At 44.3% G+C, this 15671-nt stretch carries 14 protein-coding genes and 1 pseudogene; 10 read left to right on the forward strand and 5 right to left on the reverse strand.

Features of this window, described 5'->3' with window-relative positions:
* Positions 1-639 precede the first annotated feature (639 nt).
* A pseudogene (locus QFZ81_RS07825) lies at positions 640-918 on the reverse strand (transposase); the annotation flags it as partial.
* Between the two features lie 752 nt (positions 919-1670).
* Here QFZ81_RS07825 and QFZ81_RS07830 point away from each other — a divergent pair.
* The 4 genes from QFZ81_RS07830 to QFZ81_RS07845 all read left to right on the forward strand — a co-directional run bounded on the left by QFZ81_RS07830 (position 1671) and on the right by QFZ81_RS07845 (position 8833).
* Positions 1671-3383, forward strand: a complete 1713-nt coding sequence (locus QFZ81_RS07830; RefSeq protein WP_307602171.1) for a peptidase G2 autoproteolytic cleavage domain-containing protein — start codon at positions 1671-1673, stop codon at positions 3381-3383.
* A 278-nt stretch (positions 3384-3661) separates the two neighbouring features.
* The gene (locus QFZ81_RS07835) at positions 3662-4339 is read left to right on the forward strand and encodes a hypothetical protein (protein ID WP_307445878.1); all 678 of its coding nucleotides are present in this window, start codon (positions 3662-3664) and stop codon (positions 4337-4339) included.
* Between the two features lie 1324 nt (positions 4340-5663).
* A complete protein-coding gene (gene ltrA, locus QFZ81_RS07840; RefSeq protein ID WP_307602173.1) occupies positions 5664-7091 on the forward strand; it encodes a group II intron reverse transcriptase/maturase in 1428 nt (475 codons plus the stop codon).
* A 578-nt stretch (positions 7092-7669) separates the two neighbouring features.
* Positions 7670-8833, forward strand: a complete 1164-nt coding sequence (locus tag QFZ81_RS07845; RefSeq protein ID WP_307445877.1) for a serine hydrolase domain-containing protein — start codon at positions 7670-7672, stop codon at positions 8831-8833.
* A 652-nt stretch (positions 8834-9485) separates the two neighbouring features.
* Here the strand turns inward: QFZ81_RS07845 and QFZ81_RS07850 are convergent.
* A complete protein-coding gene (locus tag QFZ81_RS07850; protein WP_307602175.1) occupies positions 9486-10379 on the reverse strand; it encodes an SMP-30/gluconolactonase/LRE family protein in 894 nt (297 codons plus the stop codon).
* 612 nt (positions 10380-10991) lie between these two features.
* Between QFZ81_RS07850 and QFZ81_RS07855 the strand changes: the two genes are divergently transcribed.
* The 3 genes from QFZ81_RS07855 (at position 10992) to QFZ81_RS07865 (ending at position 12187) form a co-directional block, all read left to right on the forward strand.
* Entirely contained in the window at positions 10992-11162 is a 171-nt protein-coding gene (locus tag QFZ81_RS07855; protein WP_307445875.1) for a hypothetical protein, read from the forward strand.
* A gap of 109 nt (positions 11163-11271) precedes the next feature.
* Positions 11272-11547, forward strand: coding sequence for a hypothetical protein (locus QFZ81_RS07860; RefSeq protein WP_307602177.1), 276 nt, complete (start codon positions 11272-11274; stop codon positions 11545-11547).
* A 169-nt stretch (positions 11548-11716) separates the two neighbouring features.
* The gene (locus QFZ81_RS07865; RefSeq protein WP_307445871.1) at positions 11717-12187 is read left to right on the forward strand and encodes a DinB family protein; all 471 of its coding nucleotides are present in this window, start codon (positions 11717-11719) and stop codon (positions 12185-12187) included.
* Between the two features lie 12 nt (positions 12188-12199).
* On the opposite strand, the gene QFZ81_RS07870 is transcribed toward QFZ81_RS07865, so the two are convergent.
* From QFZ81_RS07870 to QFZ81_RS07880, 3 genes are all read right to left on the reverse strand, one after another.
* Positions 12200-12349, reverse strand: a complete 150-nt coding sequence (locus QFZ81_RS07870) for a hypothetical protein (protein WP_307602180.1) — start codon at positions 12347-12349, stop codon at positions 12200-12202.
* An 80-nt stretch (positions 12350-12429) separates the two neighbouring features.
* The gene (locus QFZ81_RS37275) at positions 12430-12858 is read right to left on the reverse strand and encodes a hypothetical protein (RefSeq protein WP_373463652.1); all 429 of its coding nucleotides are present in this window, start codon (positions 12856-12858) and stop codon (positions 12430-12432) included.
* 129 nt (positions 12859-12987) lie between these two features.
* Positions 12988-13395 (reverse strand): VOC family protein, encoded by a 408-nt coding sequence (locus QFZ81_RS07880; protein ID WP_307602182.1) that lies wholly within the window; start codon positions 13393-13395, stop codon positions 12988-12990.
* Between the two features lie 444 nt (positions 13396-13839).
* Here QFZ81_RS07880 and QFZ81_RS07885 point away from each other — a divergent pair, with 444 nt between their 5' ends.
* The 3 genes from QFZ81_RS07885 to QFZ81_RS07895 all read left to right on the forward strand — a co-directional run bounded on the left by QFZ81_RS07885 (position 13840) and on the right by QFZ81_RS07895 (position 15539).
* A complete protein-coding gene (locus QFZ81_RS07885; protein WP_307445865.1) occupies positions 13840-14244 on the forward strand; it encodes a hypothetical protein in 405 nt (134 codons plus the stop codon).
* Positions 14245-14583: 339 nt separating this feature from the next.
* Entirely contained in the window at positions 14584-15093 is a 510-nt protein-coding gene (locus QFZ81_RS07890; RefSeq protein ID WP_307445863.1) for a GNAT family N-acetyltransferase, read from the forward strand.
* A 53-nt stretch (positions 15094-15146) separates the two neighbouring features.
* Positions 15147-15539, forward strand: coding sequence for a hypothetical protein (locus QFZ81_RS07895; RefSeq protein WP_307445860.1), 393 nt, complete (start codon positions 15147-15149; stop codon positions 15537-15539).
* Positions 15540-15671: the final 132 nt, after the last annotated feature.

A 15671-nucleotide genomic window follows, 5' to 3' on the forward strand; every position in this document is an offset into this window, starting at 1 on the left:
GGCTGGTGCAGCAACCAGAGTAGGATTAATCTCCCATGGGTGCTTCCCTTAAGGGAGCGATAATCTGCGATGCACCGTGGTCGTTGGAGTCAGACTAACGGATGGGCTCTATGGCACCATAGCTTATCGACCTTCCTCTCCCAGCCATAGTAGCAGTATTGACAGATTCTTCGACCAATTTTCATCATCTGTGGTGCAGCGCTTGCGCCGCATGTGTGGCTAAACATTCCTCCCTCTGTATGAAAGGTTTTTCTCGCTAATGCTCGCTCATTCGCAGGATATCTGCCCCTTTTATGGTGGTACCGATTGAATTTCTGGGATAGTTACTAGACTCTATGAAATTTAGGCATGCGGGAACAGAGGGAAAGTACCATCTCCCATGTTCATCCAGTATGAGCGCTATTCTCCACGATGCCCTTGGAGGTTCACCCTCCCATGTCTCAACGGGTCTATGCCCTTACATTCCTTCGTTATACCTGTCCAAGAGGTGGAGGCCGATGATGCTGTTAAGCAACGGGTCTGTGCCCTTTTGAATGTTTCACTCGGTACTGCCAGCGCTATTTATAGCTGTTTATCCTGCGAATGAGCTAACATGCAAAAACAAAGATGTGTTGCGACGACTTAGCAATTAAAACGACTTTAAGCTACCTCCTGCAGAGGCATCGCAATTGTAGGATCAAAATGACCCTTACTTCGTGAAATCCCAATCAGAATACGGGAGAGCTTGCCAATGAGTTTGAAAATGGAGCGGTTCTTCTTCATCTTCTTCACCTGAACGTTATGGTCATGCCATGACCGGAAAGCCGGATTGTTCGTAACTAGGTGCACTACGGCGAGATACAGGTACTTGCGTAACTGACGCCTTCCTCGTTTGGAGATAACGATTTTACCCTTATGCTTACCAGAGCTGTCCTCTGCAAAACGATCCAACTCGTCGGGAATAATCCTGTGTTCCGGCAGTTGCATGAGAATAATGTTCAAATCAAGCATATGAAGAAGCAACAGTCAGTATTTAAACTGCTTGGAAAACTGGCACGAATCATCATTAGCATTGTTCAAAAAGGAGAAACTTTTTCTCCTGAGAAAACTGCCCCAACGTTAAGCAAGCTGCTTAAAATGAACTAAAAGATCACATAGATTGACTCATTCGCAGGATTTCAAAAAGAAAGCACGGAGAACCGAGCTACTGCCCAGCAAGGGCTTCAGACCCGTCCGCTAAACGCTATCGGTCTCCACGCCTTGGTTAGGTGTAACGAAGGAATGTAAGGGCAAAGACCCGTTGAGCCATGGGATGGTAAACACCAAGGAAATTGTGGAGTATGCGTGCAGAAGAATAGCACTTGGAGAAATGTTCCACACGTTTCTTCTGTTCCCGCATATCCAAAAATGGAACGACGGTGTCTAACAAGCTTACTTTCTGGAGTACAGCTGTTATACAAGGCGACGAAATCCTGCGAATGAGTGAGTAAATGTGAGATAAACCCTTAAAACCGAGGGACGGGCAGTTTTGTGGAATAACTCAAATCTATGATAGTGTGATTTTATAAAATACTTGGCAATAAGATGGTCCTAAACATACATGGAATTTTTAGTAATCTATTCAAATTCCCAATGCATGATTCTCTTCAATACATATACTATCTTGATTGAATCAAAGAGGGGTTGATTTTATGTCTGATCAAAACGAGATGAAGTCTAGTGAAAATCAGCAGGAAGAGAATCAAGAACAAGAAGTAGGGATTATGGCATTAACACCTTGTTGTAGTGACTGTATTGTTGTTGATCCTGCAAATGGATGTTCTGTAGCAGAAGGATTTAGTACTGCCAGTGGAACGTCCTCTCATGCAGAAGGAGCCAATACTACCGCTAGTGCAGGAGCTTCCCATGCGGAAGGAAGCAGTACAATCGCCAGCGGAGGTGCTTCTCATGCCGAAGGAATTAGTACGATTTCCAGTGGAACGGCCTCTCATGCAGAAGGTGAAGAATTCACAATCGCTGGAACACCCAAGCGAACCCAAGCCATCGGCAGAGCCTCTCACGCCGAAGGGCAAGCTACGACGGCAAATGGGGAGGCTTCCCATACCGAAGGGAGAAACACAACAACGGGTTTGAATGCTCTTACTGCCCATGCGGAGGGAGCCAATACCACCGCTAGTGCAGGAGCTTCCCATGCAGAAGGAAGCAGTACAATTGCCAGCGGAGGTGCTTCTCATGCCGAAGGAATTAGTACGATTGCCAGTGGAACGGCCTCTCATGCGGAGGGCTCGAGAACACAAGCCATGAACTCACATGCCCATGCAGAGGGAAATCTAACGACCGCCTCGGGCATTGCCTCCCATGCGGAGGGTGAAAATACGGTAGCCAGTGGACTCGTTTCCCATGCGGAGGGACAGGGTACGATGGCTCAAGGAGAATCTTCGCATGCAGAAGGTGACCAGACGACAGCCAGCGGAAGAGCGTCTCACGCGGAAGGTAACTTGACAGTGGCTAGCGGCATTTTTTCACATGCGGAGGGACAACGCACCATCGCTTCCGGCGATCTTTCCCATGCCGAAGGAAACCAGACGCAATCGCTCGGCCAAAACTCTCATGCAGAAGGCGCTCTTAGCATTGCGAGCGGATTCACTTCGCACGCGGAGGGAGTGAGCACGATTGCTTCCGGATTTTTCTCCCACACGGAGGGACAATCGACGGATGCGAACTTTTTGGAAGGTGTTCATGTCATGGGTAAATTCGGAAATGCAACAGACGCTTATTCATGGCATCTTGCAAACGGGACGAGTGCAACGAATCGATCATTAGCGGCGAAAATTTTAAGTAGTGGAACAGGGATTGCTGATAATGGATGGGTTACAGGGAATGCCGACTATGCGGAAATGTTTGAAGCGGTGGACGGACAGCCGATTGATGTTGGGTACTTCGTGACCTTTGATGATGAGAGTGAGAAAATACGAAAAGCGAATGAAAAAGATGATTATCTTTTGGGTATTACAAGCGCTACTCCTGCAATATTAGGAAACAGCGGAGAATTAAGATGGAAGCATAAATACGTCACCGATGAATGGGGGAGGGTCCAATATCATGATGTCGTCATTCCAGAAGAAAAGGATCAAGAAGGAAATGTTATCTTTCCAGAAAGAACGGAAAGGCAACCTATTTTGAATCCTAATTGGGATCATACAAAAGAATACCTTCCGCGTTCAGAAAGACCAGAATGGGTTGCAGTTGGTCTATTAGGGCAATTGCTTGTACGTGATGATGGAATTTGCAAAGCAGGTGGATATTGTAAACCGAATGCTGAAGGGATCGCGACTGCTTCCTATCAAGGGTATCGGGTGATGAAACGTACAGGTCCAAATCAGATTTTGGTGTTGTTTAAATAGAATCATCTAAAGGCTATTCTGATTGGGTAGCCTCTTTATTAATGAAAGAGAAGTTTTATAAGTTTTTTGCTGCCGGAATGTAACCCAAAGGTCTTTTTATATGAATGATGTTCGATTAGTTATTCAACTATCGGAGAACTATGTACAACAACAGGCTGCCGCGAGATCAAGCGGCAGCCTTATTATGCTGCTTTGGGTAGTTTAGTGTTTTTGTGTTGATGTCAAGAGTAGTGGGATAATTATGACGAAGATAATTTGTATTTGGAGGAAAAATATAAATGAAAAACAAGCTGCTAATGGGGCTTATTACTATGTTGATTTTTTGCTTTCTTTTTTCGGCATGTGATTCCAAAAAGATAATAATTGAAGAAACCAAAGAAAAGATATCGATTGAAGAAGCAAAAAAACTGATTTTAGCAACTCCAGATATTTCTCAATCGAGTAAAACGGATATTGAACTGATTGAGATTACTCCCTCTAATATTTGGGATCAAACAAAGTGTCAGCTTTATAAAATTGTAGATGATTATAAGAACTCGGAAACGTTTATCGTGACGAATCAAAAGGCTGTTCATATTGGCAATGGGTTTGGCGGGTTCGGTGTAACAAGCGCTGTGCCATACGATGTCAATAAAGACGGGGTTTTAGAAATCGTTTATGCCTATTCATTCGGATCAGGTATCCATCGTTCTGTTATTTCGTGGATCGATATCAAGAGCTTTACCGAGCATCATGTTGAAGATATGCCTGAAAGAGCGGTATTTATAATGGATGATTTGATATTAAAAATTGAAAGTAAAGAAGTCGTAGTTTATCGTATTGCGGGCATAAATGAAAATAAAATCAATTTTGATCGTTTGCGATTATACCCCACAGACAAGGATATAGATTACATGACACTAGAAAAGGATGGGGATTTGATTTGGGCGAATAGCAAATTATACAATAAACATTAATGAAGCGGATTGCATCGATTCGCAGATCAACTGAATGATCATACGCGGTTGATTAAGGACGAACATCAACCTAACGGAAACAATAGCTCTATATACAAATATAAAGGTAGCTGAAAGAACGGCTACCTCTCCCCGTTAACTGACAGAATTATTCAAGTAGAAATGCTATTTCTGACCTATTGAAATAATCCAATTTAGAACTGCCATATAAGCACTCATTCATTCAACTAACGGAAAAGTATGACAAGTTCTGCTATAAGCGCCAAACAGCGTGAAAAGCAGAAGATTACAATGAGTAATCTTAACTTTACAACCGAGGATGGGAATGACGGAACCAAGTATCCCGAAACCATCCCGCCAATACTCCTGCGCGCGTCATGTTTAACAGAACATGAGGTGTGAAGTACAGGTAGATTCGGCAGAACGAGGCTGGAGCCATTCTAATAGAAAAGGTATGCCAATGGATATGCCGCGTGGCTGAAAAACTGGATATGGTGAGAATGTTCAAACAGACTGAACTGACGAACTTCCGAATGTACAGGTCTAAAGTTAGAGCATGTGGAAACATATGCACCATCAAACGGTGGGGTGAGCGGCGTAAAGTAAGAATTTTTCCTATGAAATACGCTATGCCGAACAATGGCGGTATTGGTCTCACAGGCTTAGAGGAAGCACCTAAGTCCAGAAAGAATAGCTAGGTTGTAAGGGACTTGGAAAGCAAGGGACGTTGCAACAAGGGCTGTTACCCGAAACGGTTGTTATAAGGCACATGCCGAAATACATTAATCCTTGTGAGGGCAGGGGCACGACTGATGAATCTCCTGTAATGGGAGTGGAGGAACAGCCCCGAGTCTAACTGAAAAGAAAAATTGTTTTCCAAGCGTGAATTGCACCGATCAGGTAGGAACGTGGGGACATCAATGGATGCCACAGTGGAGCGACCAAGCTTAGGTTGAACGAGCTTAGCAGGTGAGAAACCTGCTTGGAAAGGCGCTAGCCACGCCACCAATAACGAGTCTTGGAGCGAAGATGGTAACATGTTCGTTTAAGCGTAGACAGATAGGGTACAGGCCTGAAAGTGATTGAGCCTCGAAATGCATGCATCGGGAAGGTCGACAGTTTCACTGTTACTGGAAGACAGCATCCCCCGCAAGCGATACGGGCAAGCTTGCGAGAGACTTCCCCGGGGTCGAAGAGCCAGGCATGTTCACCAATGGCCGTTCAGCAACTTGGGAGGCCCTGACGGCTCTTCCGCAAGACTAATACTATTTAGGAACATCTGCGGGAGTATGGCGGCCAAGCGGTAAAGACGTGAGAAAGCCAAATGGCAATCAGGGAGTCGGATCGCCGCGTAGTACCAATGAAACCGGGTAACGCCGGCGGAGGAAAGGCGTGCGACACGGATATCGATTTTATTAAGGATACATTTTCTGCACACAGGAGCGGAACCAAAATGGAAACGAAATTAATAAGAATAGCAGAGATGGCCAAGGCCAATTCGAAAGAACGTTTCATCTCCATAGGGCACCTGATCAACGCGGAAGCGTTGAAGCAATGCTACGAGGGGATAGCCACAGGCAAAGCAACAGGAGTAGACGGCGTAACGAAAGAGATGTATGGGCGGAACTTAGAAGACAATGTGGGAAATCTGGTGGACCGGTTGAAGAAGAAGAGTTACCGACCGCTGCCCGCCAGAAGAACCTACATCCCGAAGGATGAGAAAAGCATGCGTCCGCTCGGGATTCCGGCATACGAGGACAAGCTAGTGCAAAAGGCGCTGAAGAACCTGCTTGAGGCGATTTACGAACAAGATTTTCTAGATTTCTCCTACGGGTTCCGACCGGGACGAAGCATGCATCAAGCGCTAAAGAGGCTAAACCGAATCATTGAGGATGGGAAGACAAGATATGTGGTGGATGCCGACATCAAGGGATTTTTCAATCACGTAGATCACGAATGGCTGAAGAAATTTCTTGGAGTGCGAATTGGCGACCCCAATATTCATCGTCTCATCCATAGAATGCTGAAAGCAGGCATTCAAGAGGACGGGATATTCGAGCCGACAGAAGAAGGCACGCCCCAAGGCTCTGTCGTGTCTCCGGTGTTAGCGAATGTCTATCTACACTACGTTCTTGACCTGTGGTTTGAGATCGCAGTAAAAAAGCAGTGTAGGGGAGAAGCGGAAATGGTGCGTTTTGCCGATGATTTTGTATGCTGCTTCCAGTACAAAGAGGATGCGAAACGATTTTACGCCGCTCTCCTGCTTAGATTGGAGAAATTCAACCTTGAGGTAGCAGTAGAGAAAACAAAGATCATACGGTTCGGTCGGTATGCGGAGGAAAACATGGAGAAACGTGGGGAAGGTAAACCGAAAACATTCGACTTCCTTGGATTCACCCATCGCTGTGGGAAAAGCCGAAAGGGTAACTTCCGAGTCATTCGCGAAACAAGCAGCAAGAAATTTAAACAAAAGGTCAAGGCGTTCAAAACATGGGTTAGACAAAACAGACACATGAGAACGCCGGAACTGATGAAGATCGTTCGAGCGAAGTTGATGGGTCATTACCGATACTACGGAATGACAGACAATACCCGCAAGCTGGGAGCGTTCCAGTTCCAAGTTCACAACCTATTGTTTAAATGGCTAAACCGCAGGGGCCAGCGCCACAGCTTTACCAAGGAGAAGTTTCTCCGTTTCCTCAAGTTCTCCGGATTACCAAAACCCAAAATCTACGTCAACATCTACGACTAATAATCAACTCTGCGAATGATAGCTGTGAGGAGCCGTATGCGTTAATTGCGCACGTACGGATCTGGGAGGGGTATGGGGCACAATCCGAGAAGGAGAGGCCCCGCCTACTCGACCAAGCTACTAGGATGAAATATCCTTGAGTAACGAGGAACTTATGATTTAGTAAATTCAGTTAGAGGGAACGCCGGATGCCGGGAAACTGGCATGTCCGGTGTGGAACAGGGGAAAAGCTGGTGATAACATCAAACGCTTACCTATTGTTACCATTAGTTAAATAACATCAAGAGAAGGCTGCCGACTTCAAACGATCGGCGGCCTTCTCAGCTACCGGGCAGATTCAGTCAACATATCATTATCGGCGCAAACGATCACGTCTAATGGTAGCATCAGATTATTACACAAGCGATCGCTTCTAAATCGGAATGATGTTGTAACTTCAACCGGAATTATTCGTACATTCAGTAAGCTCATGGGGATGACTCCCGCCCAATACCGAGAGAAAAAAGGAATTGCTCTAATCCTTATGGAAGATTATGTTATAATTATAGTTGAAAACGTTTTCTGGGAGGGGATAGAAAATGAACCGAAGTAATCGAATGAATGAACGGTTGACTCCGCTGCTTAAGAGCGTCATGGAAAAGGGACCTGCCGGCTGTGCCTGTACCGTTGTGCGGAGGGGAGAAGTTGTTTATCAGGAAACCCTGGGTTATGCGGATTTGGAGAAGAAGAAGGAGATCACTCCGGATACTATCTACCGGATCTATTCGATGACTAAGGTGATTACCTGCGCAGCGGCGCTCATGCTTTATGAGAAAGGACTTTGTCTGCTTAACGATCCGTTGGAGGAATACCTGACGGAGTTCAAAAATCCGCAGGTGTACCGATATAACGAATATGGCGCCAAGTCATTATCTCCTGCGGCGGGTCCGATCCGGATCAAGGATCTTTTCACGATGTCCTCCGGGCTTACATACGGTGGGGACAGCACGGAAACCGAACGGCAAACCCGTACATTCATGGAGAACGCTGCAGCGACCGTGGACATGCAGGCTTTGTCCAATGCGTTGGCGTCCGTTCCGCTGGCTTTTGATCCCGGCACGCACTGGAAGTATGGTACAAGCCACGATGTTTTGGCTGCATTGATCGAAGTGCTGTCCGGACAAACATTCGGAGAGTTTCTGCAGAAGGAAATTTTGGATCCGTTGGGGATGACCGACACCTCATTTCGGATACAGAAGGACAAGCTGGATCGTCTATGCACCATGTACGATCGTGCAGAAGACGGCACGCTTACTCCTAATACCAGGATGGACACCCGCTATCAACCGGGAAGCCGTCATGAAAGCGGCGGAGGCGGCCTGCTTTCGACGATCGGCGATTACAGCAGGTTTGCGCAGTTGCTTGCGAAGGGCGGGGAGCTGGACGGAGTGCGGATTCTTAGCCCCAAGACGGTTCAATTGATGGCAACCAATCATTTAAGTCCGCAGCAGCTCAAGGATTTCAACTGGCCGCATATGAGTGGTTATGGCTATGGTTTGGGGGTCCGTGTCATGATCGATCCTGCAGCCGGCGGCATCAACGGCTCGATCGGTGAATTTGGCTGGGCCGGTCTAGCCGGGTCGTACTTGTTGATCGATCCGAAGGAAGAACTGTCCGTCGTGTACATGCAGCAGCTACTGCCGAGCCTTGAGCCCTTCATTCATCCCCGGTTGCGGGCTGCCATTTACGGGGCATTGGACTAAGTTCGGGGTTAACGGTGGCGAGAGAATACATTGGCGCCATAATCACAGCAAATGATTCAAAAACTGAGAAGCATCGAATTAGATAATCCCTTCCTTTATTGAGACACTGATAAATAACAGGTGTTGAAGAACAATAAAGTTTGAAGTAATTAGGCGTTCACTCTACTGAGTGAACGCTTTTTTAGTAGGGTGGGAGTGATAATTATTCTAGATGAAGAATCTTTGTTAGGCGGGATTGTAAAGTGATGGCCGCCCCGGCGACTAAACTAACTGGCAGGATACTTTCAATGTTAATTGGGGAATACCAATTAATAGGGAACTATGGAGGGGTATATGTATGGGAGTTATTATGGGCATTATTGTTGGACTAATAGCTTTTTTGATTCTGTTTCTCATATTCGTGTTGAATTTCGGGATTTTACCTAGAGACATTAAAGAACTATGGGTAGAACTTGGGAGGAATTCCCCACATTGACAAAGGTCTAATAATGAATTCTCATAAACATGCACCGTATATAATGGGCTTACTTGGAGTCCAACTTGTCCTTATAAGGTGATAGTATCTCCAACAAAAGGAGATACGCGTATCGTTTTTCCGTAGTAGGATTCGTCAGGTTCGAAAGGGTACTAGCTTCTCCTTATTCGCTTCGGATCAAAATCCTGCTTTAGTCACCCCAACGGGTATCTTGTATACGGAGGAAGTGGCGGTAATATACATGGTCCGTCCTGATACTCCTCCCCACGTTAAATTGGTAGTTAATTCAGGAATCTTCAACAATCCGATAACGCTTCCGTCTGGTTCAAACACCCATACTCCTCCCAGTCCTGCGCAGTACACGTGCCCCTCTGCGTCCACCTTCAAGCCATCGGCGACGCCCTCTCCCTTGCTCACGTCCAGCTTGGCGAACAGTCTGCCGTACACCAATCGGCCTTGCTCATCAAGATCGAACACTCTGATATGCTGACGTTCCGTGTCGCTGACATACAGCTTTCGTTCATCAGGCGATAACGCTAAACCGTTAGGACCAGCAAAGTCATTGATCAGTAGTGTCAGTTTGCCTGACGGAGATAACCTGTAGACTCCCTGAAACAACTGCTCTTGCGCTTTCGGTGCTTGCAATTCATTCACTAAACCGTAATTGGGGTCTGTGAAGTAAATGGAGCGGTCCGAAGCTACAATCACATCGTTCGGACTGTTCAAGCGTTTTCCCTCATAGCGGTCAGCCAGCGTAACGATCGGTCCAATCGGATCATACAGGGAATATAAAGAGAGCCTTCGACCAGCATGTTCGCAAGCAATGAGCCGCTGTTCGGCGTCAAACGCCAGTCCGTTCGACATTCCACTTGGACGCCGCACTACGGAGAGATGGTCCTGCTCCTTCAAGCGATAAATCGTGTTTGCCTTAATATCGCTGAATACAAGCGAGCCGTCCGTTTTATCCCAAGCTGGACCCTCGGTAAAAATAAATCCGGTGGCCGCCTGTTCGAGACAGGTGATCTGAGGAAACAAATCATAAAATACGTTAGATGCAATATTAGCTTTCATTTCTTTTACCTGCAATATCCAAATGTATTTCTCCTTTAAGACCCAGGATGAGTTTTTTCTTAGGATATGCAGGAAACATGTTCGTCGTCAATTTTAAACTAAATTTTTCGGGAGGCTTTGGCGAGAGTCGAATTCTCATTCAATTGATTAAAAAAGAGAGTTTGTATTGGAACGGTACAATAGCTTGTCTCACTGCTATCGTATCAACTATCTTCGCTAACATGAGTAAATCAAAAGTGTACATTACCATCAATTTGACAGTTATGATTATTTTGAACGTTGCAAATCTGTACACATTGTCATTTTTAAAAACTTACCCAATCGGCAATATCGCTTTTATTATCCGAAATTGTATTTCATAAAAACAAGAGCATAAGAAAAGGTTGGATTGTTTATTGAACTAATGGATAACGAGAGCTAAATATATAAAGCTGCCTAGTGGTACTACCTTCGCTCCGAGGGACGGGCAGTTTACTTTAGTAAACCTTGTAGTTTGGGCTCAACTGTCGGAGTAAAATAAACATTTACATAACAATGGTAATAGTCATTGATTGACTGAAATTACATTCTTAAATTATCATATTGCCAAGTTCATTAAAAAAAGGGGTCTTTATGAGAAAGAAAATAAAATTATCAATTATATTCATTCTCATTGTTATAATAGCTTGTTTGGGTTATTCTTCTGCAAAAAAAGAAGTTATTTCTGTTGTGTTTCATGGTGAAGAAAGTAATTACGTTGTAACTGGTACTGAAATAGTTTGGTTCAAATTAACTCATTATTGAAAGGTTGGATACCTACTTAACGGAGTAGAAGGAAACATCCTAATTGCCCCCCTTACAAAAGAAATCGTGGGAGAAGCGAATATGCCATAATATCACCTATCGAGCTGTTATGTTATGGTATAAAACTGAGGCTCAGAAGGAGGACGTAGATATCAAAAAAAGATCTTCAATCGAAAAGTCTGAATGGTCGGTTACACGAGAAGAAAGTTTTGAAAAGTATTGTTTTGAGATTGTCTTTGGGTTTGGAGATAAGCTCCAGATTGAGAACAAGAAGGTCTATGTCATTAAAAATGGCGAAGCAATTGAAGTGACGGTGCCACAAAAACATAAAACATTTTGGTACGAGGCCTGGCTCGGATTAAGGGCTTTTTACAGTATCGATTAGAATGAGAGTGATAGTTCAACTAACGCAGAAGTATAGTTGAAAAAAACCAAGGAGCAGTTATGTTGCTGAACAGCTGCTCCTTGGTTTTATTAAGCTAAAGGGGTATTTGCGAAAGAGGAAATTGCAGGTCAGTGACGAAGTAACCCGTCAAGGGAGAGTGAGGCGTTCAATGAAGTCGCTGTTTCAATACAATTGGCAGGTTCGTGATGAATGGTTCTCTTGGTGTGAAACCATCTCAGTAGAAGAATTGCTCAAACCGCGGGTCGGTGGGGTTGGTGGAATTCTACAGACACTGTTTCACGTTATTGTGGTCGAATATAGTTGGATTTGTGATTTAACAGGACACCCTGATATTGAGGATAGGTGGGAACGACAAGTGAGCCTCGACAACGTGGTCTCACTATCCAGAAAACTTCATCCTGTAGTCCGTGACTTCGTTACAAACTGGACCGATACGCAGGAACGCAGGACGGTGACAGTTAAGCTGACAGGTAAAGAACAGACATTTCAGTATGGCGAGGCTCTACGCCATGTTATCGCCCACGAAATTCATCACATCGGTCAATTATCTGTATGGGCAAGGGAAATTGGGAGAGAACCTGTTTCGGCGAATTTAATTGGAAGAGGACTCCTCAAATAACGGATCTGTTCTTCAACTACCATGAAAGAACGGATGAACTTTCATTCTCTGTGGTGCCGCGCTTGTGCGGCATGGATGGCTAACGGGATCGATAGCTGAATAAACACGAAGAAACGGCAGCGTATCATTAATGGCTGCCGTTTTCTGAACTAAATAGTTCATGAAGATTGGCGTTCCCTCGTGGTCATAAGCAGACCAGTAAACCGTGCCCGCTATCGGTCACATACGAGACGAGATCGCCGTCAAAATGGTATGTGGCCGTAACCCCACCGGGGACCGCCTGCAAGACGAGCACCCCGATCAAGCAGCCAGTTGAGCGACTGTTCAGCTAGCCGGTCCACAAATTCGCCTGTAAAAAAGGTACGAGCAAAGCTACCGCAGTTTGGGGTACCTTCAGCGGCTAAGGATATTTGTTCTTGTCTAGAATCGGCAATGGATATATGTTCTTGTCCTCGGTAAAAGACAAGAACATATATCCATAAAACAAAAAAGCCGCGCAGAGCGCGGATCCAAAAGTATATATGTTCTTGTCGTTCTACAGTGAACGACAGCACATACGGCTTAGTCGCGTAGTAAACCGACATCATAGGTCCCGGAAAAAAAGCCACCAATGAAGCCACATTAAAATGTCCCGTACAAACCGAAGCCGGCATTATTGACAAGATAGTCATCGACGATCCCCTTCTCCTTTAGCTCCGCTAAAATCTCCTCCGGTACACCGTGTGACGCGACATCCTTGCCGATGACCGTCATAGCTTTAACGAGGCTGCCGATTGTTTCCTGCGGCAGCCTCGTGGATATTATGTTGCACTCTTGTTATTGTCGTCCTTGTCAGAAGACGGGTTAAATTGAAGGACACCCCATAAATTCCCCTCTGGATCATAAAATTTGAGCACCCAGGCGAATCCTTCATCCTGATACAGTTGGATCGGGGTATCGAGTTTTGTCAAGCGTTCATAGAGCTCTTGAATCCGGATCGTCCGGTATAACAACACCGGAAAATCTGTCCCATTCACTGTAAAGTGTGCATACGTCGAATCCTCAAAGGTTTGCCATAACATCAGGAGCGGCCCATCCGGCAAGGTGAGGAAAGCGATGCGGTCGCCATCGCGGCTGCTCAATTGAAACCCCAACTGTTCGGTGTACCATGAGATGGCCCGGTCCATATGACGCACAGGAATTTGCATGTGTTCAAGCGATGTGAGCAAGATCCACTCTCCTCATATAGTTTTTAGAATCTTTTCGAAGAATTTCCGTAATTGTTCAGGATGAGCATCTGCTCCGCAGCCCGAAGGACGAGGAGAGGCTTGCTTTCATGTATATTTTACCAAAAAAATTAAGTTGGTGTATGTCATTTTTTATAAACTTTCTTGATTCAACTACTCTGCCCGTTCCTCGGATTGACCCAGCATATATTTATTATGTCCCTTTGTCGGCAATCGGACGATATTCTTGGCCTGGTTCGGCAATCGGATCATATTCTTGACATTGAGAAATGACAAGAAAATAATCCGATAAAACAAAAAAACCGCCAATTAGGCGGATATTAATCGGACTATCTTCTTGTCACCCGACAACTAACTGGCAGGATTCTACAGCAGGTCATTGAATACACAATAAAATAAATGTAGGTCAAATCAAAGGAGATTACTATGCTTAACGAACAAAGAGTAACAGTTCCAACCATAGAAAGCCTGATGAATATTATTAGCAATTTTAAAGAATATAAGATTGATACAAATTTAGACCCGGAAATAGAATTTGGGGTAATAAGCAAAAACGAACAAAGTGGTTTTTCATGTATGATGACTCCAGACCATGCCCTTTTTAGTATTGATATATTAAATGCTAAAGACGAGGTTCTCATTAGAATTTTAATAGAGATATTAGACAGATATAACCTCGAAACTGACAGACTGAATGAAGATATTCGAATTTGTTACAATAACAGGATTGCTGAAATGCAAACGGATTACGAAAGATACTGGGTTATTTATAGGTTTGATGAGGAAGATGATATGGTACTAGTTAGATATAGAGCGTTTGTTAATGAGTGAATGGTTCATTTTCATAGCACATCAGATAACATCATATTCGTACTACAGTTAGCCAACTGTCAGACCATAAAGTGGTAAAAACCCGGTTAATAGGGTAACTCATTACGCTAACGGAAAAAACGATAGTTCAATCTGTAAAGCATGAAGGCAGCCAGCCGATGATCGGCTGCCTTTTCTCAACGAATGGGCAGATTTGCTTAATAAGAGCCTGCCGTCAAGCAGCACCTGTAAAGAGAAGATTAACAGCAAGCAAAGAAAGAGCGCTCTTGTGGGATTGGGCGGATTTTTTTTGTTATAATTATATACATAGACTATTTTAAGCGTTTGGGGGCATCTATCATGATAGTACTAGAAACAGAACGGCTAATTCTTCGTCACCAAAAAATAGAGGATGCCGCTTTTATCCTTGAGCTATTGAATGATCCTTCTTGGATCCAGTACATAGGCGATAGAGGCGTGAGAACCATCGATGATGCGCGGGACTATATTTTAAAAGGAGCTCTAGACATGTATGCCCGTTTGGGTTTCGGATTTTATTTGACGGAGTTGAAGGAAGGAGGCATTCCGATCGGCATCTGCGGATTGGTAAAAAGAGATTTCTTAGAAGATGTAGATATTGGATTTGCTTTGCTTCCTAGGTTCTGGGGGAAAGGATACGCCTTTGAGGCTGCTTCCGCAGTGATGAGTTATGCACAATGCGTTTTAGTACTAAAACGCATTGTGGCTATTACCTCTGAAGATAATCATGCTTCGGCCAAACTATTAGAAAAACTGGGGTTGCATTTTGAAAGCATGATAAGATATGCGGATACAGATGAAGAAGTCCGTTTATTTGCAATTAACGTCTAGCGTCCTTATGTATAGAATATTACCCCATCATTTTAATTGAAGGAGGGAAGTGCGTGAGAATAGTTGTGTTTATTCTTTTGTTAATGTGTTTCATTACAACAGGGTGCACGAAAGATGAAATATTAATTACTTCAGAACAGACTAAAACAATTGGAAATCCAACTGCACAAGAAGTTTTAAGAATGGATCCGAATGCTAATGTTTTTATGTGTAAAGACACCATTTATAATGCAGGAATTCCTTGGGTAGACGAGTTGAAATTAACCAAAGACATACAAGTAACTGAAATTACTCACCAAAGTAATAATGGTAAAGCTTTTAAAAACGGAACAGCAAATAAACTGGCAGTCGGAACAAAGATCTTTCGTGTCAAAGAGCGAAATGACATACTAATAGCTGAAACAGAAAGAGGAGACATTAGATTTTATCAATTAGTTGAAGGATAATAATATAGATTCTCAATGTCGAATGCAACTATGCTAACACTATTATTAACCCTTGGGTCATGGTCATCGTTCTACGAATACAGTCGTTTCATTCAGCTAACGGACAACGATAGCTCAATAATATTTTAGTAC

This window comes from Paenibacillus sp. V4I9, assembly GCF_030817295.1.
Lineage (GTDB): Bacteria > Bacillota > Bacilli > Paenibacillales > NBRC-103111 > Paenibacillus_E.